The sequence below is a fragment of the Paenibacillus sp. OSY-SE genome, from assembly GCF_000283315.1.
Lineage (GTDB): Bacteria > Bacillota > Bacilli > Paenibacillales > Paenibacillaceae > Paenibacillus_B > Paenibacillus_B profundus.
This window is the reverse complement of sequence record NZ_ALKF01000199.1, coordinates 160,230-182,622: the sequence shown is the minus strand read 5'-3', so window position 1 is coordinate 182,622 and position 22,393 is coordinate 160,230. Positions and strand designations below refer to the sequence as shown.

22 protein-coding genes are annotated in these 22,393 nt (G+C 50.0%); 16 read left to right on the top strand and 6 right to left on the bottom strand.

Going from position 1 to position 22,393, the window contains the following annotated elements; genetic code table 11:
• Window positions 1-388: 388 nt before the first annotated feature.
• Together A372_RS0125985 and A372_RS0125980 are read right to left on the bottom strand one after the other, a co-directional pair.
• On the bottom strand, window positions 389-1,939 hold the full coding sequence (locus A372_RS0125985) for a flotillin family protein (RefSeq protein WP_019423852.1): 1,551 nt from the start codon (window positions 1,937-1,939) through the stop codon (window positions 389-391).
• 45 nt (window positions 1,940-1,984) lie between these two features.
• Window positions 1,985-2,524: a hypothetical protein gene (locus A372_RS0125980; RefSeq protein WP_019423851.1), complete on the bottom strand. Its 540-nt coding sequence runs from the start codon at window positions 2,522-2,524 to the stop codon at window positions 1,985-1,987.
• Window positions 2,525-2,779: 255 nt separating this feature from the next.
• On the opposite strand from A372_RS0125980, the gene A372_RS0125975 reads away from it, so the two are divergent.
• The 7 genes from A372_RS0125975 (at window position 2,780) to A372_RS0125945 (ending at window position 7,586) form a co-directional block, all read left to right on the top strand.
• Window positions 2,780-3,085 carry a LiaF transmembrane domain-containing protein gene (locus tag A372_RS0125975; RefSeq protein ID WP_019423850.1) on the top strand — a complete coding sequence of 102 codons (306 nt, stop codon included), beginning with the start codon at window positions 2,780-2,782 and terminating at the stop codon, window positions 3,083-3,085.
• A gap of 48 nt (window positions 3,086-3,133) precedes the next feature.
• The gene (locus A372_RS0125970; protein WP_019423849.1) at window positions 3,134-3,805 is read left to right on the top strand and encodes a PspA/IM30 family protein; all 672 of its coding nucleotides are present in this window, start codon (window positions 3,134-3,136) and stop codon (window positions 3,803-3,805) included.
• An 8-nt stretch (window positions 3,806-3,813) separates the two neighbouring features.
• Window positions 3,814-4,287, top strand: coding sequence for a PspC domain-containing protein (locus tag A372_RS0125965; protein ID WP_019423848.1), 474 nt, complete (start codon window positions 3,814-3,816; stop codon window positions 4,285-4,287).
• A gap of 1 nt (window position 4,288) precedes the next feature.
• Window positions 4,289-4,972, top strand: a complete 684-nt coding sequence (locus tag A372_RS0125960) for a PspA/IM30 family protein (protein ID WP_019423847.1) — start codon at window positions 4,289-4,291, stop codon at window positions 4,970-4,972.
• A gap of 109 nt (window positions 4,973-5,081) precedes the next feature.
• Window positions 5,082-5,732 (top strand): cell wall-active antibiotics response protein LiaF, encoded by a 651-nt coding sequence (gene liaF, locus A372_RS0125955; protein ID WP_019423846.1) that lies wholly within the window; start codon window positions 5,082-5,084, stop codon window positions 5,730-5,732.
• Between the two features lie 122 nt (window positions 5,733-5,854).
• Entirely contained in the window at window positions 5,855-6,958 is a 1,104-nt protein-coding gene (locus A372_RS0125950) for a HAMP domain-containing sensor histidine kinase (RefSeq protein WP_019423845.1), read from the top strand.
• A complete protein-coding gene (locus tag A372_RS0125945; protein WP_036705333.1) occupies window positions 6,942-7,586 on the top strand; it encodes a response regulator in 645 nt (214 codons plus the stop codon). The genes A372_RS0125950 and A372_RS0125945 overlap by 17 nt, the downstream gene beginning before the upstream one ends.
• Window positions 7,587-7,764: 178 nt before the next feature.
• On the opposite strand, the gene A372_RS0125940 is transcribed toward A372_RS0125945, so the two are convergent.
• Window positions 7,765-8,136, bottom strand: a complete 372-nt coding sequence (locus tag A372_RS0125940; RefSeq protein WP_019423843.1) for a hypothetical protein — start codon at window positions 8,134-8,136, stop codon at window positions 7,765-7,767.
• A gap of 286 nt (window positions 8,137-8,422) precedes the next feature.
• Between A372_RS0125940 and A372_RS0125935 the strand changes: the two genes are divergently transcribed.
• The 8 genes from A372_RS0125935 (at window position 8,423) to A372_RS0125900 (ending at window position 17,325) form a co-directional block, all read left to right on the top strand.
• The gene (locus tag A372_RS0125935) at window positions 8,423-9,199 is read left to right on the top strand and encodes a YwmB family TATA-box binding protein (protein ID WP_019423842.1); all 777 of its coding nucleotides are present in this window, start codon (window positions 8,423-8,425) and stop codon (window positions 9,197-9,199) included.
• 138 nt (window positions 9,200-9,337) lie between these two features.
• Window positions 9,338-10,882 carry a glucose-6-phosphate dehydrogenase gene (gene zwf / locus A372_RS0125930; RefSeq protein ID WP_019423841.1) on the top strand — a complete coding sequence of 515 codons (1,545 nt, stop codon included), beginning with the start codon at window positions 9,338-9,340 and terminating at the stop codon, window positions 10,880-10,882.
• Window positions 10,883-11,115: 233 nt separating this feature from the next.
• Window positions 11,116-12,723: an ABC transporter substrate-binding protein gene (locus A372_RS0125925; RefSeq protein WP_019423840.1), complete on the top strand. Its 1,608-nt coding sequence runs from the start codon at window positions 11,116-11,118 to the stop codon at window positions 12,721-12,723.
• An 81-nt stretch (window positions 12,724-12,804) separates the two neighbouring features.
• Window positions 12,805-13,755, top strand: coding sequence for an ABC transporter permease (locus A372_RS0125920; protein ID WP_019423839.1), 951 nt, complete (start codon window positions 12,805-12,807; stop codon window positions 13,753-13,755).
• A gap of 6 nt (window positions 13,756-13,761) precedes the next feature.
• Window positions 13,762-14,607, top strand: coding sequence for an ABC transporter permease (locus tag A372_RS0125915; RefSeq protein ID WP_019423838.1), 846 nt, complete (start codon window positions 13,762-13,764; stop codon window positions 14,605-14,607).
• Between the two features lie 106 nt (window positions 14,608-14,713).
• The gene (locus A372_RS0125910) at window positions 14,714-15,724 is read left to right on the top strand and encodes an ABC transporter ATP-binding protein (RefSeq protein WP_019423837.1); all 1,011 of its coding nucleotides are present in this window, start codon (window positions 14,714-14,716) and stop codon (window positions 15,722-15,724) included.
• Complete coding sequence (locus tag A372_RS0125905; RefSeq protein ID WP_019423836.1) at window positions 15,721-16,713, top strand: ABC transporter ATP-binding protein; 993 nt, start codon at window positions 15,721-15,723, stop codon at window positions 16,711-16,713. The genes A372_RS0125910 and A372_RS0125905 overlap by 4 nt, the downstream gene beginning before the upstream one ends.
• A gap of 150 nt (window positions 16,714-16,863) precedes the next feature.
• A complete protein-coding gene (locus A372_RS0125900) occupies window positions 16,864-17,325 on the top strand; it encodes a hypothetical protein (RefSeq protein ID WP_019423835.1) in 462 nt (153 codons plus the stop codon).
• Window positions 17,326-17,755: 430 nt separating this feature from the next.
• On the opposite strand, the gene A372_RS37660 is transcribed toward A372_RS0125900, so the two are convergent.
• Both A372_RS37660 and A372_RS0125880 read right to left on the bottom strand, forming a co-directional pair.
• Window positions 17,756-17,926, bottom strand: a complete 171-nt coding sequence (locus tag A372_RS37660; protein ID WP_019423832.1) for a hypothetical protein — start codon at window positions 17,924-17,926, stop codon at window positions 17,756-17,758.
• A gap of 686 nt (window positions 17,927-18,612) precedes the next feature.
• Window positions 18,613-19,734, bottom strand: coding sequence for a flavin-containing monooxygenase (locus A372_RS0125880; protein WP_019423831.1), 1,122 nt, complete (start codon window positions 19,732-19,734; stop codon window positions 18,613-18,615).
• A 240-nt stretch (window positions 19,735-19,974) separates the two neighbouring features.
• Here A372_RS0125880 and A372_RS0125875 point away from each other — a divergent pair, with 240 nt between their 5' ends.
• A complete protein-coding gene (locus tag A372_RS0125875) occupies window positions 19,975-21,561 on the top strand; it encodes a peptide chain release factor 3 (RefSeq protein ID WP_019423830.1) in 1,587 nt (528 codons plus the stop codon).
• A gap of 61 nt (window positions 21,562-21,622) precedes the next feature.
• On the opposite strand, the gene A372_RS34750 is transcribed toward A372_RS0125875, so the two are convergent.
• Entirely contained in the window at window positions 21,623-22,393 is a 771-nt protein-coding gene (locus tag A372_RS34750; RefSeq protein WP_019423829.1) for a class I SAM-dependent methyltransferase, read from the bottom strand.

Here is a 22,393-nt window from a genome sequence, read left to right as displayed (position 1 = left end):
TTCGAGTCCGGCCATCGGTATTCCAAAAGGGTTATAAAATTGCTTATCCAAGCAATTTTATAACCCTTTTTCCTTTTTTAGAAGCACTTTATATCTTCGGGCAATTGCTTCATTAGCAGAAGATATTTAAGCGCTATATCCGGACGAGTATAGATATTGGCTGCTGTTGAAAAATGACCATGACCCAGCCGCGACGGGCAGTATCTTCATATCGGGAAGAGCAATTCTACGGAGGAGCCGCGCAGCAATAATACAGAATTGCGGCGTCGCTGATTGGCTATTATAACGAAGTCATAATGAGAAAGCCTTGCGGGCGCATCTGCAATCAGGTGCTGCCCACAAGGCTTTTGTTCATAAATAGTTAGATATCCATAATGGCTTGCTTATGTTAGGCTTCCGGTGTATCCACTGCCTTAATTACAGGTGGTTTCTCTGCTGTTACTGCAACGTTAGATGCAACTGCGGCTGGAGTTGGCTTATCTTCGCCGGCTCCTTTTGTCAGCCGCTTAATCATGTGTTCGACATCGAGTCCAGAGACATCCTTTAGCATTTGCGGTGCGGTTGCCATCAACTGTGTGACATAATTGCTCACGCGTGCGGCCCCTTCGCCGTTACCCGTATCAACGACCGTCAGCTTGTCGATGGATTTAATCGGTTCAGCCACCTTACCTGCGAGTTCAGGCAGCATCTTCACGACTATGTCGAGTACCGCAGCTTCGCCGAACTTCTCGAATGCTTCTGCGAGCTTCTGCTTCGCTTCCGCTTCCGCCAGACCGCGCAGCCGAATGACTTCCGCTTCCGCGGTACCGCGCGCACGTTCTGCATCCGCTTCGGCGAGCCCTGCAAGCCGCTTCTGTTCTGCTTGCGCCTTCGCTTCCGCTTCGATGCGGTATTGCAGCGCATCTGCTTCAAGCACTTTGCGTGACTTCTCCGCTTCTGCCGCTTGAACGACCGAATAACGATCGGCGTCTGCTTTCTTCTTCACTTCAGCATCATACTGCTTCTCGCGCCGCAAGATTTCTTTAGCTTCGAGGTCAATTTCCCGTTCCTTTCGTACGAGCTCGACGCGCATTTGCTCTTCCACGACGCTTTGTTTAGATCGCGCTTCCTGAATGAAGTAGGCCTGGTCGGCTTCAGCGCGCGCCATATCTTGGTCTTTCTTGAACGCTGCAACCTTCAATTCCTTCTCCTTCGACGCCTCGGCGACGTTCGTGTCGCGAACCAGCTCTGCCTTCATTCCGTCTTCTTCCGCCTTCGCTTTCTGAATGCGGGAGTCCCGGACAGCTTGCGCCTCTGCGATATCGGCGTCACGCTTGACAGCGGCAATACGCGGCTTCCCGAGCGCATCCAAGTATCCGTGCTTGTCACGCACGTCTTTAATGGTGAACGATACGATCTGCAAGCCCATCTTCTTCAAGTCTCTGGCAGCAACCGACTGCACTTCCTGAGCGAAACGATCGCGGTTGCGATATACTTCCTCGACCGTCATCGAGCCGAGGATAGCACGCAGATGGCCTTCCAGCACTTCCTGCGCTTCACTCTTTAACGCTTCCGATGGTTTACCCAAGAATTGTTCGGCAGCCGTTGCGATGTCTTCCACAGTACCGCCAATCTTGATGATGGCGACTGCGTCGGTCATGACGGGAACCCCTTGCTCGGTGTACACCTCTGGTGTCATAACGTCTAGCTTATGCGAAAGCAAGGACAGAAAACGCGACTGTTGGAAAATAGGCAATATAAATGCGCCTCCGCCGCGGACAATCTTCAACTTGCGCCCAGAATCATCGGCGCTTACATTTTTCGAGCCAAGATAGGAACCAGTGACAATCATAGCTTCATCTGGTCGGACCGTCTTATAACGGGCCCAGAAGGCGAGTCCGAGTAGAACGATGACTCCGACGACAATGACCGGAACCAATAATACATCATTAAACTCCATGGCATACAGCTCCCTTTTATGTGTAAATTTATGGAAAAACTAAAGTTAGTGCCCCGGACGGAGCAGTTCCTCAGTGAGAGGAGAAACATACAGTGTATCTTCCTTCACTTCGATGACGACAATGGTCGTTCCGGACGGGATGTCCTCCTTATCGAACGAAGCTGCAATCTGATTCGTTACGCCCGCCCCGATGCGAACGGTCACTTCACCGAAGCCCGCAGCTGGAATCGGCACATTCACTTCGCCTACCTTCCCGGTAAGGTCTTGGATAGAGAAGCCAACTGAATTCTCCCCTTGCTCCATCGGCCGTATATAGAAGAAATACATCATGACGGAGATGAGAATGGCGCCAGCAATGGCGATGAGCATGATGCTGGCAGACTGGAAGGCCGTATAGCGGGTAAGGAGTATTCCGATAGCACCAAGGGTCGTTAAACCGCTCACTAGTGCGGTAGGTTGCAGGAAGGAGAGGTGTCCATCGCCCACAAAGGCGTCAAAAGCGTGGCTTAACACTTCCCCGAAGATGAAGGTAATGATGGCATATAAGGCGCCGAATACGAGCAAGCCCCAATATACAGCTTCCATAGTATCTCTCCTTCGCAGTAGGTGCGTGTGGTGAGGATCAGTCGTTTGGATCCTTATGGAAATATATACGTACGTTACCACGCAGTAGTTTCACTCCCGCACATATTTTGTCTAGCATCGCTTCGAACTGGAGTCGATCCCGGCCCCCGACTTCAGTCTAGGTATAAAAACCGCCCCCAGCCTGTTTTGAATAAATGCGATTCCACCTAAAATAGAGACATAAGCAAGACACAACGAAAGGTGGTGACGAACCGAATGCAAATGAACAAAGGAAATACCTTCGCTTTTATACTTATTGCACTGGGTGGCTTCATCCTTCTCAGCAAGTTCGGGATTCACTTAGGTAGCTGGTTCGGCTATCTGCTTCCGATACTTCTGATTGGACTAGGTTACTATGGTGTGAAGGCAGGAAATTCAACCTTCGGATGGATTTTCATCATTATCGGCTCGATTAGCTTAATCGGTAAGTTATCTTGGCTCATCGGTATTATCGTTGCCGTAGCAATGGTTGGATTCGGGGTATCGATGTTGTCCAGTAAGCGTAATAGACATCCTTATTAATCAAAAACGATGCAGCAAAAATGACGAATCAAGGAGGGGAAGAGCGGCATGAGCAACATTTTTAAAAGGGTTCGCGACATCACACTCGCTACGCTCAATGAGCGCTTGGATAAAGTGGAAGACCCAGTGCGCTTAATCGACCAATTTCTAATGCGCACACGGCATGATATTGCGGAAGCAGACCGTCTCTATCAACAATATGTGATGCACGCCAATCAAATGAGACATCAATTGAATCAAGCGCAGGAAATGCGTGACCGCAGAGAACAGCAAGCGATGCTGGCATTGAAGGCAGGTGAGGAATTCGCCGCAAAGATTGCTCTGCAAGAGAAGCTGATGCACGATGAGAAAGCAGTGCAGTACGCTGATTTATATGATAAGAGCAAGCAAGCGATTCTCGACCTGGAAGAGCAATTGAACCTGCTCAAGAGCGAATATCAAACGGTGTATGACAAACGCCAGTATTATTTCGCCCGTATGCAAAATATTCGACTGCAGCAGCAGATGAACCAACGCTTCGGACAATATGGCGGCGGGCAAGTCGATGGCATGTTCCGGCGTCTGGAAGACCGCGTCTCCGATATGGAATGGGAAACAGAGAGTGTTCAACAGGTTCGTCGGATGAGCGGACAGGCGGGTGGCGGTGGTTTAGGACAAGAATCGGCGCTGCAGCGTGAGATGGAACGATTAAGACAGAAATTAGACTCGACAAAGGAGTGACATGAGTCATGAACAGAAAATTGTATCGTTCGGTTCGTGACCGGAAGCTGTGCGGCCTCATCGGCGGCCTGGGCGAATGGCTCGGCTTCGATGTAACTCTGCTGCGTATCCTGTTTGTGATTGGCTGTTTCTTTTCCGGCTTCACGTTACTGTTCGTATATTTCATCGTGGCACTCGTAGTGCCAAAAGAACCTTATACTCCGTATGGTCCGCAAGGATACGGCTCGGGTCCGTACAATAACCAAAATGGCTACAATGGCGGCTATACGGCGAATGACCAAGGATATTACAACAACAACACTCGTCAAGGCGGGTCGTACGACAATTATGGTGGTTACAATTCCTCCAGCTACGGAAACATGAAGCAAAAAGATAATTCCTCCATTGATTCCATGATGGAAGATATCGAAAGAAAAGCAATGATGAAAGAACTACAAGAATTGCGCAATAGAGTCGCAAAGTATGAGAAAGGGGATAAGTAAAATGGGAGTATTCAAACGAATTAAAGATATGACGAAAGCGTCGGTTCATGAGGTATTGGACAAAGTAGAAGACCCGGTAGTTATGTTAAATCAATATTTGCGCGACATGGAGCAGGAAATTCATGAGGCGGAAGTGACGGTAGCGAAGCAAATGGCGAACGAGCGCCGCATTAAACACCGCTTCGATGAAGCGATTCGGATGTCTGCCGACCGTGAAGCACAGGCAGAGCGCGCGCTGACTTCAGGACAAGAGGAATTGGCACGCAAATGCCTGGAAGAGAAATTGTACTATGATCAAAAAGTGGCGGAATACAGTGATTTGCATACACAAGCCAAATCACAAGCAGACGAATTGATGCAGCAATTGCATTCCATGAAGGATGAATTCTACAAGCTGCGCAATAAGCGCAATGAATTGGCAGCCCGTGCACAAATGGCGAAGGCTCGCAAGCAAATGGCTACCATCACAAGCGTGCACTCGATTGAATCGGGCACTGCTTCCCGCGGCTTCCACCGCATGGAAGAGAAGATTATGCAGTTGGAGGCGGAAGCTGAAGTGATGCGCGCCCCTTACGGCGGCTATTCTACACCGGCTTCGTACCAACAACCGGTTGATGTGGAGAAGCAAGTTAAAGTCGACGAGCAATTGGCTGCGTTGAAACAAAAATTAGGCCAAAACGAATAACCCCTTGGGGTAGGTCTCAGGTTATGATATGCTAACAAGGGAGCTCTGCGGCGATGCATTTGCATCGCCGTTAGTGGCTTCCACGATTCTTTGCGACAGGAGGCGCGGCATGAAGACAAACAACCGTTTACTTGCATATGTGCTCATCGTTGTTGGATTGCTTATTTTAATAGGCAAGTGGCTTAGTTTCGGAACGTTTGTCGCCCTCGTTATGCTCTACCTTGGCGTCCGTAAAGTTCGTGCTGCGGAATTGCGTGTCGGTTATATTTTGCTTGGTGTCGGGGGAGCGCTGCTGTTGTTGGAGCACTTGATGCTCTTTTTGGGAATTATCCTCATATCGTTAGGTATTTTCTATTCACGGACTCGGCAGGATGAGAAGCAGGAGCGGGTCGAGAAACGGCAAAATCTGTCCGCGAGCTTGAAATGGGATCGGGAGCCTTATATTTTGCACAGCCAAAGCATGTGGCATGTCATTGGAGAGTGCGATATCGACTTATCGCTCGCCATATTGGAAGAGCCGGAAACGAAGCTGCTGTTCCAAGGCGTGATGGGAGATATGGACATTACGATTCCTGACGATGTCGGCGTAGAAATTGAAGCTACCGTCTTATGCGGACAGATCGATGTCGGCCGGGATAAAGAGACGGGATTGTTTAATAAATGGACTTGGCGTTCTCCTAATTATGATTGGGCGGATCAACGAGTGAAACTATACATCTCTTATATCGTAGGAGATATAGACATCAAATTGCACGTGTAGATGATGTTCAAAAAAACTTTTGATCACTTACGAAAACTTGTACTTCTCGGTGCTGAAAAGTGACTTTTTTGAACACGTATTTATAGCGAATGGAAAAAAGAAAGGAGATGCAATAGCCGGCGATGGAACCGAAGAAAAATGCGAACATGGTTATGCGTTTAGTGGGCGAAACGCTTCTCCTTTCATGTATTTTATTTTTTATCATCGTATATTTATTGCAGTCCTACGGCTACGTAAAACCGTTTGAGACGTGGCTTGACGGCGTGAAGGCGACGTTGTCAGCCTTAATCGTAGTTGCCATCATTGCGACGAGCTACGGCTTCTTTCAAGGATATCGATTGAAACGCCGCATTGAGCTGCTGCGCGAATCGATGCTGCTCTTGGAGAAGGGGAACTTATCCCGGCCGATGCCCGACTTGGGTGAAGATGAAATCGGTCAATTGGCCGATCAATTGGGGCGGGTCAGCAAGCGTTGGGAAGAACAGGTCACATCCCTGCAAAGGTTGTCGACGAACAACGCTCAACTGGCCGAGCAAGCCCGAATTTCGGCTATTATTGAAGAGCGGCAACGCTTGGCGCGGGAGCTGCATGATGCGGTAAGTCAGCAGCTGTTCGCCATTTCGATGACGGCAACGGCCGTAAGACGCACGCTGGATAAAGATTTCGACCGCGCCGAACGGCAGGTGGAGCTTATCGAAGAGATGGCTTCGGTTGCTCAGTCCGAGATGCGGGCTCTGCTGCTGCATTTGCGGCCCGTTCACTTGGAAGGCAAAGGATTGGCTCAAGGGATTGCGGAATTGATTCGAGAGCTGCAAAGTAAGATTCCGATTGAAATCCTATGTGAAATGGATGAGCACATCGAGCTTGTTAAAGGCGTAGAAAATCATTTATTCCGGATTGTGCAGGAGGCGCTATCGAATACGCTGCGGCATTCTAAGGCAACCCGCATGGAGATTAAGCTGCAGAATCGTGACGATTTCGTGCGTCTGTTCATTCGGGACAACGGCGTAGGCTTTGATTGGAGCGATAAAAAGCAAGCGAGCTACGGACTTCGAATGATGCAGGAGCGTATTAATGAGGTGGGAGGTTCCATTCAATTCATTACTGCTCCGGATAAAGGTACCCGTATCGAGATACGCGTACCTGTTGTCAAAGAGGAAAGTGGCTTGAGGGAGGAAGAGGGTAGCGATGGAAATGGAAGCATCCATGATGGAGACACCCATTAAAGTATTGCTGGTAGATGATCACGAAATGGTTCGTATCGGTCTGGCAGCCGTGCTGAGCACCGAGGACGGCATTGAAGTCGTAGGGGAAGCAAGCAACGGCGAGGACGGCATTCGCCTTGCACAGGAATACAAGCCGGATGTCGTGCTGATGGACCTGGTAATGGACGGGATGGACGGCATCGAAACGACGCGTAAACTGCTGCAACTATATCCGGATTGCAAAGTCATCGTGCTTACCAGTTATTTGGATGATGAGAAGATGTATCCCGTCATAGAAGCGGGCGCGTTCAGCTACTTGCTTAAGACATCGCGTGCTTCCGAGATCGCAGAAGCGATACGGGCCGCTGCCAGAGGACAATCTGTTCTAGAATCTCAAGTAGCATCCAAGATGATGAACCGGTTCCGCCAACCGAAACAGTCACTGGCGGCGCATGAGCAGCTGACAGAACGCGAGATGGACGTTCTTCGCTTGCTCGCACAGGGGAAGTCGAATCAGGATATTGCGGACGATCTCTTTATTGGAATCAAGACCGTGAAGTTCCATGTCACGAATATATTAGCGAAGCTCGGAGTAGAAGACCGCACACAGGCGGCGATTTACGCCTATAAGAATGGTTTGGCTGAATGACAAAGAACCCGACACTTTCTGAGGAAAGCGGTCGGGTTCTTTGTTCATGAACAGGAAAGGATAAGACAGATGCGCCTTAAAGCTTGCCCTGTACGCCTTGCAGACATGAGGTATCCACGTAGTACAATGGACGTCCACACCGCTTCTGCTTGGTTACAGGGATGCAAAGCAGGATTATTTAGATAAAAAGCAGAAGCAATAATGTTACCACAGCTAGATCTAAATCAACGCGGGGACCGTAGTTATACGGGGCGCATGGATAAGGATAATACGTACCATATGGAACGACGGCGTTGGTGTGTGCCTTCGGGGCTGTTTTTTCGGATGTTGCTGCACTTGGTGTATTTTGTCTCGATCCTTTTTTCTTTCTCTTAGCGGGAGCGAGCGATTGTTGCTTGGCGGCAGAAGTCGCATCGGCGTTCAGCACAAGCTTACCCCTTCGGCATGAGCTCAGCCGTCCGATATAACGCTGCCCGTCTTGCGTCTCGACATAAACCGTACGACCGCAATGATGTTGGATGGTTCGTTCATCCAATGGAACGGGAACCATGTTAATATGCCTCCTTCTTCCTTCCGGGACGTTTATGACAACAGTCTATTCCATAGAGGATAATCTTGTATGGTTATTCACCTAGGAGAGAAGCGCCTATTTTACCATTAAGGAATGTTTAAGTTATGTGAAGCGATAAAGTGCAACCAAAACATTTCTTATGGTGATAAAACCTAGATCTAAACGCGGTCGCTTATCTTTGGAAGGCTCGATAGAGGTTTTCTCAAGAAGTTCACGCACTTGTAAAGATTTCGATTCACAATTACTGTAAAGGCAAGGTGATCGAATGTCGAAAGTGGTCCGCCGTACGGGGGCGGCAGTTATCGGATTAGTAGTGCTTGCGCTCTGCGGCGCTTGGGTGACGGTGTGGAACAGCGGGGAATGGCGCTCCGCCTCTTTACAAGAGAAGGAGTCTGTTGACATGATGAAGCGGGTTCAGATGCTGTGGGTGCTAGCCGAGTTAAGTGGCGAGCGACAATTCAACACAGTCGTCACGGTTCATGGCAGCTTTATCGCGGAGGGAGAACCGTATGACGAAGTAATTCGCTGGCGGGAAGCAGGAGGAGTTAGAGAATCTTTGGCACTGGTGCAGGAGCGGGGCAGGGAAGTGTATCGCGGCCGCTATGCGACATCTTCGTATTATGGTGACATGCTGTTGTTCCAAGAAGCGGACGGGCGGATATACTATACCGTGAAGATTCAAGGCCCTGCCAAAGGCGGGATGTCCGCATCCGCACAAGAGGGAGAACGGCTTATTAACGCGCTATCCGACAACAATTTCAAGCCGGATTGGAACGCAACGGTACGGACGGTCACCGCCGCTTCCCTTCAGCAAAGCTTTGACAGGGCAGAGAAAGCGCTGCGGGAATGGGGACAAGCGGAGCCGCTTGACCGATATGAGGATGAGCGAACCATTAGTGTGTCCTATGACACCGACTATATGGGACAAGGCGTAAAGATGAAGCAGGGCCACGCTAACTTGCAGCTTGCTGTACATGTGAACCGTGAGAAAGGGGAGACCCGTATTTCGTTCGGTACGCCGCTTATTGCTGGAGAATATTAGAGATTTGTCTCCTCAATGACTTTTCTACTTGACGAGAAGGAAGGCATAGCATCTATGCTTTAAGTATGCTAAAATGGCATCACATTCGAAATGTGATATATTTAGATCTATAAACGAGTGTAAGGATGATGGAGAGAGATGACTGTGATGCAGAATCAAGAATCCCAATTGGCTGAGGGCGCCGTCTTTTACATATTCGGTGCAACCGGCGACCTGGCGCGCCGCAAATTATTCCCGGCAATATACAGTTTATATCGCGAAGGCAAACTAGGTGAACGCTTCGCTGTCATTGGACTGGCTCGCCGCGAACGCACGAACGATCAATTTCGTGAAGATGTGCGCGCATCAATTGATGAATTTTGTCGTTACCCGATTCAGAACGAGGAAGAGTGGAGTGGCTTTGCCAAGCATTTTGAGTACAAACCGCTCGACATCAACAATGTGGAAGGCTTCCGCGAACTGCTGGTCCAAACGGAACATATCGAACGGGAATATCATATTCCGGGTAACCGCTTGTTCTATTTGGCTCTCGCACCTGAACTCTTCGGCAGCGTGTCCCATAACTTGCGCGAGGGCGGGATGCTTAACAGCACTGGGTGGCATCGTCTTGTCATCGAGAAGCCATTTGGTTATGATCTGCCGTCGGCGCAGAAGCTGAACGAAGAAATTCGCCAAGTGTTCAAAGAGGAAGAAATATATCGCATTGACCACTATCTCGGCAAAGAGATGGTTCAGAACATTGAAATGATTCGCTTCGCGAATGCTTTCTTTGAACCATTGTGGAACAATAAGCATATTGCGAACATTCAAATCTCCTTGTCTGAAACGGTGGGAGTAGAAGAGCGCGGCGGCTATTATGATCATGCAGGCGCGCTGAGAGACATGGCGCAGAATCATATGCTGCAAATGCTGACGATGATTGCGATGGAGCCGCCTAGCCGACTTCATCCAGAAGATATTCGCGATGAGAAGGTGAAGGTGCTTCGCTCGCTTCGTCAATATCATACGGGAGAAGAAGTGCGGCGCAATGTCGTCCGCGGGCAATATTCCGCAGGGTCCTTGAACAGCAAGGCGCTGCCAGGATACCGCGAAGAGGACAAGGTTAATCCGGCGTCTGTTACGGAGACGTATTTTGCCGCACGCGTATATGTGGATAACTTCCGCTGGGCTGGTGTACCGTTCTACATTCGTACGGGCAAGCGGCTACCAGTGAAGACGACCGAAGTCGTCGTGGAATTTAAAAATATGCCGACCAATGTGTATCTCGGACAGAAGCACACGCTCGAGCCGAACTTGCTCGTCATTCGTGTCAATCCGATGGAAGGCATCTACATTAAGATTAACGGTAAGAAGCCTGGTGCTGAAGGCGGCGTTCAACCGCTCGCCATGGATTTCTGCCAAAGCTGCATGATCGGCATTAACACGCCAGAGGCGTATGAGCGTTTGATCTTTGATGCGGCACGAGGGGATTCCACCTATTTCACGCGTTGGGACGAAGTGGCTTCGGCATGGACTTTCGTTGATCGCATCGCTAACGCATGGAAGGAAGACAATAACGATTTGTTCTTGTATCCGGCTGGATCTTGGGGACCGACGCAAGCAGACGAGATGTTGGCGGAGGACGGATTCCATTGGTGGCCGGTTAACGGGCAAGAGGAAAGCCAAGTGGTGTGGACGAAATAACAACAATTGGAACTGAGCCTGCCCGGGCTTGTAGTATTGATTGATGTTGGTGGACAGGCTGTGCTCTTCGGAAAGAGCGCAGCCTTTTTGCTGCTATATATCGGTTTCTTCGTACTTTCCCTCGTTAAAATGTTTAATTCCTATAAATTAACTCGGAAAAAAAGATTGCTATCTGAAAAAAGATCGTTATACTAATATCATACTCTAGTTTACAAATTTCAGGGGGAATCGACATGAAACGCAAGAACATCTGGATTACAGGTCTGTTATCTCTTCTCGTTCTCTTCATGAGCGCCTGCGGTAACAGCTCGACTCCTGCACAGGATCCTAATTCGACATCGTCGACAACGGCAGAGGGGACAGGCCAGCCGAAGGACGGCGGCAATATTATCATCGCCGTGCATGAGGATCCCCGCGTATTGAATCCATTATACTCGAATGACCGGGTAACGTTAACGATTAACCAATCGTTGTTCGCACCGTTATATACAATTGAAGATGGAGGCGAGAAGAAATTCGTGCTCGCAGAAAGCCTGACTCCATCGGAAGATTTTCTGACGTATACGCTGAAGCTGCGCGAAGGGCTGACATGGCATGATGGCCAGTCGTTGACGGCTGACGACATCGTGTACACGATGAACAGCATCTTGGATGAGAAGCAGAACAGCTCTCAGCGAGGCTCCTTCGTATTCAACGGCAAGCCGCTGACCGTGAAGAAGGTGGACGATCGCACCGTTGAATTCGTGCTTCCGCAGTCATCGGCATCCTTTGAAGCGATGCTGGCAACGTTAAAGCCGATTCCGGAGCATGTATTTGAAGGGGAAACGGACTTAGAGAAGAGTGGTAAGAACAGCAATCCGATCGGTTCGGGACCGTTCAAATTCAAAGAATACCGTCCAGGTGAATATGTGACACTCGAGCGATTCGACAATTATTTTGGCGGTAAAGCTCATTTGGATTCCGTCACATATCGGATTGCTAAGGATCCGAATGCGGCCAACCTGGCGCTGCAAAATGGTGAGCTGAATATGCGCAAAATTGACCCTGCGGATCATAACAAGCTGAATGGAACTGGAAAATTCAATATGGTTATTTATCCGGAAGGCCGTCTGAACTACATGGTATATAATTTTAATATCGATGCGCTGAAAAAGAAAGAAGTCCGTCAGGCGATTGGCTATGCACTCGACAAAAATGAATTGATTGCGACCGCATACGGATCATCTGAATTTGCCGAGCCGGGAACATCGATTTTTACACCGGATACGCAATATCAATCGGCAGACCACGAACAGTACAATTACAATGCGGACAAAGCGAAAGAACTGCTTAAGGCAGCGGGCGCCGAGAACTTGAAGCTTCGCCTCGCCTATGCGAACTCGAACAAAATCCAAGAGGCTCAAGCTCTTGTTATTCAGCAGAAGCTGAAAGAAGTGAGCATCGAGGTGGAATTGATGCCGCTGGATTCTACGGCATACAGCAATATGTCATTGGATCCAAATAACACGAAGTTCGACCTGTCGTTCAATGGTTACATTATGGGTGTCGAGCCAGATGCTTATAAATCGCTGTACTTGAGCGATGCGGCCTACAATTACTCACATTATAAAAATGCAGATCTCGACAAGCTGTGGGATCAAGCTGCAGTTGAAATGGATACGGCAAAACGCGCTGAGCTGTACAAGCAAATCCAGCAAACCATAGCCGATGATATGGTTGTCTATCCGATTGCGTTCGACAAGGCGATTATCGCAGTGGATAAGCGCTACGGCGGACTGGACGAAGCTCGTCCGAAGCCGGTCTTCATGTTCGAAGATTTGTCCAAGCTCTATTTGAATTAATACGGCCTATAAGGTACTGAACTATACAACAAGAAAAAGAGCGCCGGTGATGTCACCGGCGCTTGTTCGGAGGGAACCCCTTTGCAGAAATACATCTTGCGACGAGTCCTGCAGGCGATTCCGCTTCTGTGGTTCATCTCTATCGTATCGTTCGCGCTCATTAAGCTTGCACCGGGTGATCCGGTGCTTTCGTTCGTCACGCCAGACATGGACGCGGAAGCCGTAGAGAGAGTTCGCCAAAGCTTGGGACTGGACCAGCCGATCTACATCCAGTATTGGATTTGGCTCAAAAATGTATTTATGGGTAACTTGGGCTACTCTGTATCCAATCATCGGCCGGTGCTGACGCTCATCGTGGAGCGCCTACCGGCTACTATTGGATTAATGGGGTCAGCCCTCTTATTGTCGCTCATTATTTCCATCCCGCTCAGCATGTATGCAGCGTCGAGACAAAATCGTCCGGCAGACCGCGTATTAGGCTTGATTTCCTATATCGGAATTTCCATTCCTAGCTTCTGGTTCGGCATCATGCTCATCTATTTATTTGCGGTAAAGCTGAATTGGCTGCCGAGTATGGGGATGCGGACGATCGGCGTTGACTCGATATGGGATATAATGAAGCACGGCATCTTGCCGTGTACGGTGCTCGCCTTTATGAATGTGTCGGTCTATATGCGTTACATCCGATCACACACGATTAGTCAACTTGAAGAAGACTATGTCCAGATCCAGTACGCTTATGGCGCGACCCAGGGCACCGTGCTGCGTCGTCACGTGCTGAAGAACGTGTTGCTGCCGATCATTACGATATTGGGAATGTCTTTTCCTGAACTTATCGCAGGGGCGTTCATTACGGAATCGGTATTTTCGTGGCCAGGTATGGGATTGCTCGGCATTAATTCGGTGTTCTCTCTCGATTATCCCGTCATCATGGGGATCACCATGATATCGTCAGTGATGCTTGTCATAGGGAATTTGGTGGCAGACGTACTGTACGGCGTGGTTGATCCACGAATAAAGACGATGGGGTGATGGAAAATGAACCGAATGAAATGGCGTAACGTACTGACACAGTTAAAAGAACAGAAAGCGGCGCTTGCCGCACTCATCATACTCGCCGTATTTGTCCTCATGTCCGTCTTGGCCTTTCTGTCGCCTTACGATCCGAACAAGATTATGCCGATGGACAAGCTGCAGGCACCGAACGCATCCCATTGGTTCGGAACGGATGATTACGGACGGGATTATTTCGCCCGCGCGTTGTACGGCGGACGGGTGTCGCTCTCGGTCGGCTTCTTGTCCATGGCGATAGCCGTCTTGGTCGGAACTGCCGTTGGGACGGTTAGCGGATATTTTGGCGGATGGGTTGATAATGTGCTGATGCGCATGGTCGACGTATTGATGTCGATTCCGTCTTTTTTCTTAATGTTGATTTTAAATGCGTATTTAAAGCCGAGCATTAGCACGATTATTATTATTATCGGTATGCTCAGTTGGATGAATATAGCGAGGATAGTGCGCGCGGAGACATTGTCTGTCAAAGAGCGTGAATATGTGCTCTATGCGCGAGTCTCTGGCCAGAGCAGGCTTAATATTATTTTGAAGCACATCGTACCGAACATTATGCCGACCATTATCGTCGCGGCCACGATTAACATCGCATCTGCTATTTTGATGGAATCGTCGCTCAGCTTTCTCGGTCTTGGCGTGCAGCAGCCGAATTCGTCGTGGGGCAGCATGCTGAATAACGCACAGGGTTATATCGGGGAAGCTCCGTATTTGGCGTTGTTCCCGGGTATGTTCATCTTGTTAACTGTTCTGTCTTTCAATTTCTTGGGCGACGTATTCCGTGTTGCATTCGAACCAAGAGCGAATCGACGATAAACTTCTGGCACGGAAGCTTTAGACCATGTAGTAGCAAGTGTAGAGGATGCGGCCCGACGGTTACGTTGGGAATGGCGCAATGATTATATACAACGGAGTGAGACTTATGACTGAATTGCTATCCGTTCAACAACTGAGAACTTCGTTCATGACACGGGGTGGGGAAGTGCAGTCTGTCCGGGGCGTCAGCTTTGACGTGCGCGAAGGAGAAGTTATCGGCATTGTCGGCGAATCGGGCAGCGGCAAGAGTGTTACCGCCAAATCGCTCATCGGTCTTATTCCGCCACCAGGACAAATCAAGAGCGGGGAGGTATGGTTCCGCGGCGAAAATATTTTGGCCATGTCCGAAAAAGAACTGCGCCGCATCCGCGGCAACCGTATCGCTATGATATTTCAAGATCCGATGACCTCGCTCAATCCGGTAGTCAAGGTCGGCGCGCAAATCATCGAAGTGCTGCAGCGCCACAAGAAGCTCGGCAAGGCGGAAGCCCGTGCCCGGGCTATCGAATTGCTCCGTCAGGTGGGCATCCCGTCTCCGGAGACGCGCATCGACCAATATCCGCATGAGTTCAGCGGGGGCATGCGGCAGCGTGCTATGATCGCCATGGCGTTGTCCTGCCAGCCGGAATTGTTGATTGCGGACGAGCCGACTACCGCCCTGGACGTCACGATTCAGGCGCAAATTCTCGGTTTGATGAAGCAACTGCGGGATACGACCCGCACAGCCATCTTGCTAATTACACATGACTTGGGCGTCGTGGCACAGGTATGTACCCGTGTAGTTGTCATGTACGGCGGACTCATTATGGAAGAGGGCTCGGTGGAAGATATCTTTGAGAGACCACAGCACCCATACACGCAAGGTCTGCTGCGTTCCATCCCGAAAGTGGCGGACGGTCAGCGTGAAAGATTGGCTACGATTGAAGGCACGCCGCCTAATCTGCTGGATCCGCCCGAAGGCTGTCCGTTCATGGAACGGTGCGCCTATGCCACTGAGCAGTGCCGCCAGATGCCGCCTTATGTGACGACGGAACCGGGGCATCGTTCGCTTTGTTGGCTGCTGGATGAACAGAACCAAGACGGCGCCAATCAGCAGCGGGGGGAGGATGCCAAATGAGTAAAAAGGAAGACGTGCTGTTGGACGTTCGCGGGCTAAAGAAATATTTTCCTGCTTCTAAAGGGTTATTCGGCCGCAGTCGCGAAGTGTTAAAAGCGGTGGATAATGTAAGCTTCCACATTAACCGCGGCGAAACGTTCGGTCTTGTGGGAGAGTCAGGCTGCGGCAAATCGACGACAGGACGTTCCATCGTCCGCTTATATGATGTGACAGAGGGTGAGATATGGTTCGATGGCAGCAATGTAGCCGGCATGCATGAAGCTCAGCTGAAGCCGTTCCGCAAGCGGATGCAGACGATTTTTCAAGATCCGTATTCGTCACTGAACCCCGGGATGAACGTCACGCAAATCATTAGCGAGCCGATGGAGATTCACGGGTTCGGAAGCCCACAGGAGCGTCGGCAGACTGTGTTGGAGCTGTTGGACAAAGTCGGATTAAAGCCAGAGCACGCCGAACGTTATCCGCATGAGTTCAGCGGCGGACAGCGACAACGCATCAGCATTGCGCGAGCATTGTCGGTCAGACCGGAATTTATATTGTGTGATGAGCCGATATCGGCATTGGATGTATCTGTCCAAGCGCAGGTTGTTAATATGCTTGAAGACTTGCAAGCGGAGTATGGCTTGACCTATTTGTTTATAGCCCATGATTTATCGATGGTACGGCACATTTCGAATCGAATCGGCGTCATGTACCTGGGCAAGCTGGTGGAGGTGGCGGAGAGCGATGAGTTGTACCGTCATCCCGCTCATCCGTACACGCAAGCTCTGCTCTCGGCTATTCCCGTGCCTGACCCGAAAGCGGTGGGCGGAGCTTCATCCGCCATGCTGCAGGGGGATTTGCCGAGCCCAATGGATGAGATTCACGGGTGCAAGTTCGCTTCGCGGTGCCCGTTTGCTACCGATCGGTGCCGTGATCAAGAGCCGGAGTGGCGGGAAATATCTCCGGGCCACTATGCAGCTTGCCATCTGCATGACGGACAACAATAATAGTCGTCTGCGCGGATAAGGTGGAAACGGCTTTTAGAGCAAGGCTGGAATGGAGAGGCCTGCTTGGCCGCCTAATGGTGGTCAAGGACGGCTGAGGATGTCAACTCGATAATAACTGTCTATGGACAGGGAAATGGGAAGGTGTCATAGTTGGCTAACGGAATTTTGTTGTCGCAAAATACAGCAATTATGTTGGAACGGGCGCGTCGCAAAGGCTTTACGGACGAGCAGCTGCTGAATATCATCCGTACTGAAGACAGCAGCGAACTCATCCGGATCAATGAGGAATGGTTCACGTACGATGATTTTTTGTCCTATGCCAAAGAGCATGGCGAATCGCTGGAGCAGGCCGTCTTGGAAGGCTACCGTATCACGTTCAATACGATGAACGGATTGAAAATTTGGTTGCAGGAACGATTCGGTGTGGAGGAAGGCACAGATTTCTCCCGCGGAGAGGGACAATACAACGGGTTGAAGCTGTCTGATGCCAACCTAGATGCGCTGAAATCGACACTTGCGGCGAACTGGACCGTCATCGAGGAAGAAGCGGCTATCGGTTCAGAACGAACGGTTACGCTCGCAGTGCGCGCTTTTGTTGGACAACAGGCTTAAATATTTGAAGACCGAAAAGCGTCTGTTTCTCCTTAAGAGGAGGGCAGGCGCTTTTTTATTAGAATGTTGGAATAGAAGACGTCTTCGTTATGAAGTCCTTTCAAACAGAGTAGCAGTAACCCTCGCTTACAAAAGAGGATAGGTAGTTGGTCATGCGGGTAATGCTCCTTAGCTTCAATCTCCCATTCAGTCAGAAAAGAAAATATATAGTTGGTCATGCGGGTAATGCTCCTTAGCTTCAATCTCCCATTCGGTCAGAAAAGAAAATATATAGTTGGTCATGTGGGTAATGCTCCTTAGCTTCAATTTCCCATTCGGTCAGAAAAGAAAATATATAGTTGGTCATGCGGGTAATGCTCCTTAGCTTTAATCTTCCATACAGTCAGAAAAGAAAATATATAGTTGGTCATGTGGGTAATGCTCCTTAGCTTCAATTTCCCATTCGGTCAGAAAAGAAAATATATAGTTGGTCATGCGGGTAATGCTCCTTAGCTTTAATCTTCCATACAGTCAGAAAAGAAAATATATAGTTGGTCATGCGGGTAATGTCCTTAGCTTTAATCTCCCATTCGGCCAGAAAAGAAAATATATAGTTGGTCATGCGAGTAATGCTCCTTAGCTTCAATCTCCCATACAGTCAGAAGAAAGAGCATGTAGTTGGTTATACGTGTAATGTCCCTTGCCTCCATTCCCCCATACAGTCCGGCTGGATAGAGGTATAAGGTATTACATGAAGTTCTATGTAGATAACCGCTAATTACAATGGTATTGAATCAGAGACGTCTTATGGGCATGCCGCGTTCTGATGGAGAGGGAGAACGAAGCAAAGGGGGTACAAGGCCTTCCTTTGCTTACAAAAGAAAACATGTAGACGGGAATCATAGGTGCAATGTCCCTTAGCCTCATTCTCCCGTAAAGTCAGAATGGATGGATAACGTCGAAGATAAGGTTCCAGTGCCGTTCCGTAAAGATATTAGTCAAGAAGTGGCCAATTACGATGGGAATGAAACTAGAGACATCTCTGGGTATGCCGTGACCTGATGGATTGGGAGAACAAAGCAAAGAGGCCTATGAAGCAAATCCCCGTCAGATTGATCGTTCCCCCGGCACGTACGGCACACTTCGTGTATTATAAACACTGCTGTCATAAGCAATGCTATGGATGGAAATTCTGGTTTAGGCTCATTAGCGGCGAGCGAACAGTACTTTCGATCCAAGGAAGCTGCCAGACCGGCGACCCGACTTCATGTGGCAAGGGGCAACCGCAAGCTCTGCTATCGGGCTCAATTAGAGCACCCTGTCGCTTGCAGAGAGCTCTGTGGCGAGCCGCTTGGCATCCGGGCCCGCACCGCACAGCAGCGCAGAGCTGCGCGCATGCTGCCATGGCATGCCGATGACGTACAGCCCGTTCACGGGGGTGCGATGCCCAGTGTACATAAGCTGGCCATGTTCGTCGAACAAGGAAGGGAGCTGCAGCCAACGGTTGTCATTGCGGAAGCCGGTGGCCCAGATGACGGTGGCAGGCTTGCAGCTCGACCGATCCTTGAACAGGACGGCAGTGCCTTGTTCATTAATGCCGACGGCTTCCGGCTTGAGCTGAAGCTGGTCTGAGCGAATAGCTTCCCGCAACGCATACCCGAATATAGGGTCTCCCTTGCGTCTGAGCCAACGAGCGCGTCTCCCGTCCGCTTGCGCATGGAGCAAAGTCAGCTTATCCATCCATTCGAAGGTGCTTCGGTTAAGGATATGGAGCGGGAGCTGGCGGATAGTTCCACGTACGGCAAGGGAGGTCGGGTGAGACTTGGACAGCTCCACCGCAATGTGCGCGCCGGAGTTACCGCCGCCCACGACGAGCACCGGACCTGACGGCAGCTGTGATGGACGCTTATATTGGCTGGAATGGAGCTGCATGACGTTGTCATGCAACGATTGAGCCCAATCTGGGACATAAGGCGTACGGAACGGCCCGGTTGCGAGCACAAGTCGTCTGCAGCGAATAGGCGCGTCTTGTCCATGCAGGTATACATGGAATGTTGCGCCGCTAGCTGAAGAGGCAGCGGCAAGAGCCGGATCGTGCTCGACTCGTTCGACTTGGCTTCCGGTCCTCACAGACAGCTGCCAATGCTTGGCATAATGCTCCAGATAGTCTGCGACTTCATCACCCGCAGGAAACCCATCTGGATCTCCTGCCATGGACAGCCCGGGCAGTTCGCTATATTTTCTCGGTGTGAACAATACGAGCGAATCGTATCGTTCGCGCCAATTGTCGCCAACTCGCTGGTGGCGTTCTAACAGGAGGGTGGATAGTCTGGGCTGGAGCAAGCTCAACTGCGCGCCTAAAGCAAGTCCTGCTTGCCCTGCACCGATAATGACCACATCAATTATTGGATCTGACTGAAATGTATGCATATATGCTCACCCGCTATCTAGTCTATTTTTTAATCATTATAACATTCAAAATAATGTTTGAATATATTTTTTGCGGTATCAGCTTTAAAATATCTCTATACCGGTCTGCCGAAACAAAATAGTGCAGAAATAAAATATTTATAGGTTATCGCTCATGTTGTTCGCTTTCCCCATTTATGGGCTTACCTGTTTTGTGATACAATAACAGATACGTGATTTTGTGATGAGAGGGCTAAAAATATGAGCAAATCGTTATCAGAACAATTAAAGCAAGAAGTGGAGAAACGCCGCACTTTTGCGATCATTTCCCACCCTGACGCAGGTAAGACCACGCTGACAGAGAAGCTGTTGCTGTTTGGGGGCGCTATTCGCCTAGCAGGAACGGTAAAAGCTCGTAAAGCGAACAAGCACGCGACGAGCGACTGGATGGAAATCGAGAAGCAGCGGGGAATTTCCGTTACTTCTTCGGTAATGCAGTTCGATTTCAACGGACACCGGATCAACATTCTCGATACTCCGGGTCACCAAGACTTCAGTGAAGACACATACCGTACGCTTACAGCTGCGGACAGCGCCGTCATGCTTATTGACGTGGCCAAAGGGGTCGAGGCGCAAACGATTAAGCTGTTCCAAGTGTGCGCGAAGCGAGGCATCCCGATCTTTACGTTTATTAACAAGCTGGATCGGGAAGGACGGAATCCGTTCGAGCTGATGGAAGAAATCGAGCAGGTGCTCGGCATTCGTTCGGTTCCGATGAACTGGCCGATTGGTATGGGGCGCGAGCTGTGTGGCGTCTATGATCGGATGAAGAAGCAGGTGGAGCAGTTCCAAGGGGACGACCACTCTGTCATCAAAGTAGAAAAAGTCGAGGATTACCGCGATCCGGTCATTCGGGAAATGGCGGGCGATTATTTGCATGATCAATTGTGCGAAGAGCTCGAGCTGCTCGATGTGGCGGGCGATGAATTCGATTACGAGAAAGTGAAGCGTGGCGAATTGACTCCGGTCTTTTTCGGCAGTGCGATCAATAACTTCGGCGTACAGACATTTCTGGAGAACTTCCTGCAATTGGCACCGAAGCCGGAAATCCGTCAATCGACGGAAGGGCCGGTTGATCCGACCGATGAGAAATTTACAGGCTATATTTTCAAAATTCAAGCGAATATGAATCCGGCACACCGTGACCGTATTGCTTTTTTGCGTATTTGTTCGGGCAAATTCGAACGCGGCATGAGTGTGAAGCACGTGCGCGCGGGCAAAGAGATCAAACTGGCGCAGCCGCAGCAATTTCTGGCTCAAGACCGGGATATTGTTCAGGAAGCGTTCCCGGGAGATATCATCGGCTTGTTCGACCCGGGCATCTTCCGTATCGGAGACAGTCTGAGCCAAGGTTCGGAAGTGACGTTCGACGAAATGCCGACGTTTTCTCCGGAGATTTTTGCACGGGTTACAGTTAAAAATGCTTTGAAGCATAAACAGTATCAAAAAGGTGTAGACCAACTGACGGAAGAAGGAACCATTCAAGTGTTCCATGCGACGGGCGTATTCGACGAGACGATTCTGGGCGTCGTCGGTCAGCTCCAGTTCGAGGTGTTCGAATACCGCATGAAAGCGGAGTACGGCGTTGAAGTGCAGCTTCTGCGTCTGACGTATCAATTTGCGCGTTGGGTGGCAGGGGCATCGCTCGATCCGTCGAAGTTCCGTATTAACTCGCAATTGGTGACAGATAAGAATGGAAATTATGTCGCGCTGTTCGAGAATGAATATGCGATGCGCACGGCAATGGACAAAATGCCGGATGTGACATTTTCGGAGACCGCGCCATAAGCGGAGAACTGCAATACTAGAAGTGAAGCAAGACCCGCTGTTATATCAGCGGGTCTGTTTCTCATTCTTGAATCCACATGCCTGTGAAGGATGGCAGCAAGACAGTTCCATCAGCTTCTTGCCGGAGCATACGAAGCACTTCTTTGCCGAAGAACCAATCTGAGAGCGATTCAGCCTCATGGAGATTCGGAAAGCGAAAGTCAGTTTGTAGGATGGTATGACGAAAATGATATCGTTCCTCCATAGCTTCGATATAGCCGCGTAATGCGGGGAGAACTGCGGGGGCGTCGACACCGGTGCCGAGCGTTTCCCAGATGACTATGCGCCCACCCGGCCGCAGAATGCGACGGGCCTCTTCCATGATGGACGGCAGCATATTGTTCTGATGCTCGTGCTCCTCGCTGCAGGCGTAGCATATGGTCCAGCCAGCCAGCACTAAGTCGACCGAACCAGCAGCTAGAGGGAGACGATGATGCGGTGCCGTCACGGTACGCACCATATTGGCCCGCACGCTGTTATAATGTCCATCCTTCACATCACGTCGCACATTCGCTTCCAATTGTCGCAACATGGAAGCAGAGGCGTCACAGGCGGTGTATTCCGCTAACCGAGTAGCATATTGCAGCACGAGGCGCGTCAAGCGTCCTGTGCCCGCTCCAAGCTCTGCAACGCGGCCATGTGCTTCCGATTGCAGAAGCTTACTGAGCGCGTGCCTCAATTCCAGCTTATCGTCTTCGCACTCGATGAGACGATCATATTGAGCTGCTTGATGCTCATAGATGGAGACATGATCGGGAACGGCAATATGGTCCGATGCTCGCTGCGATGCCAT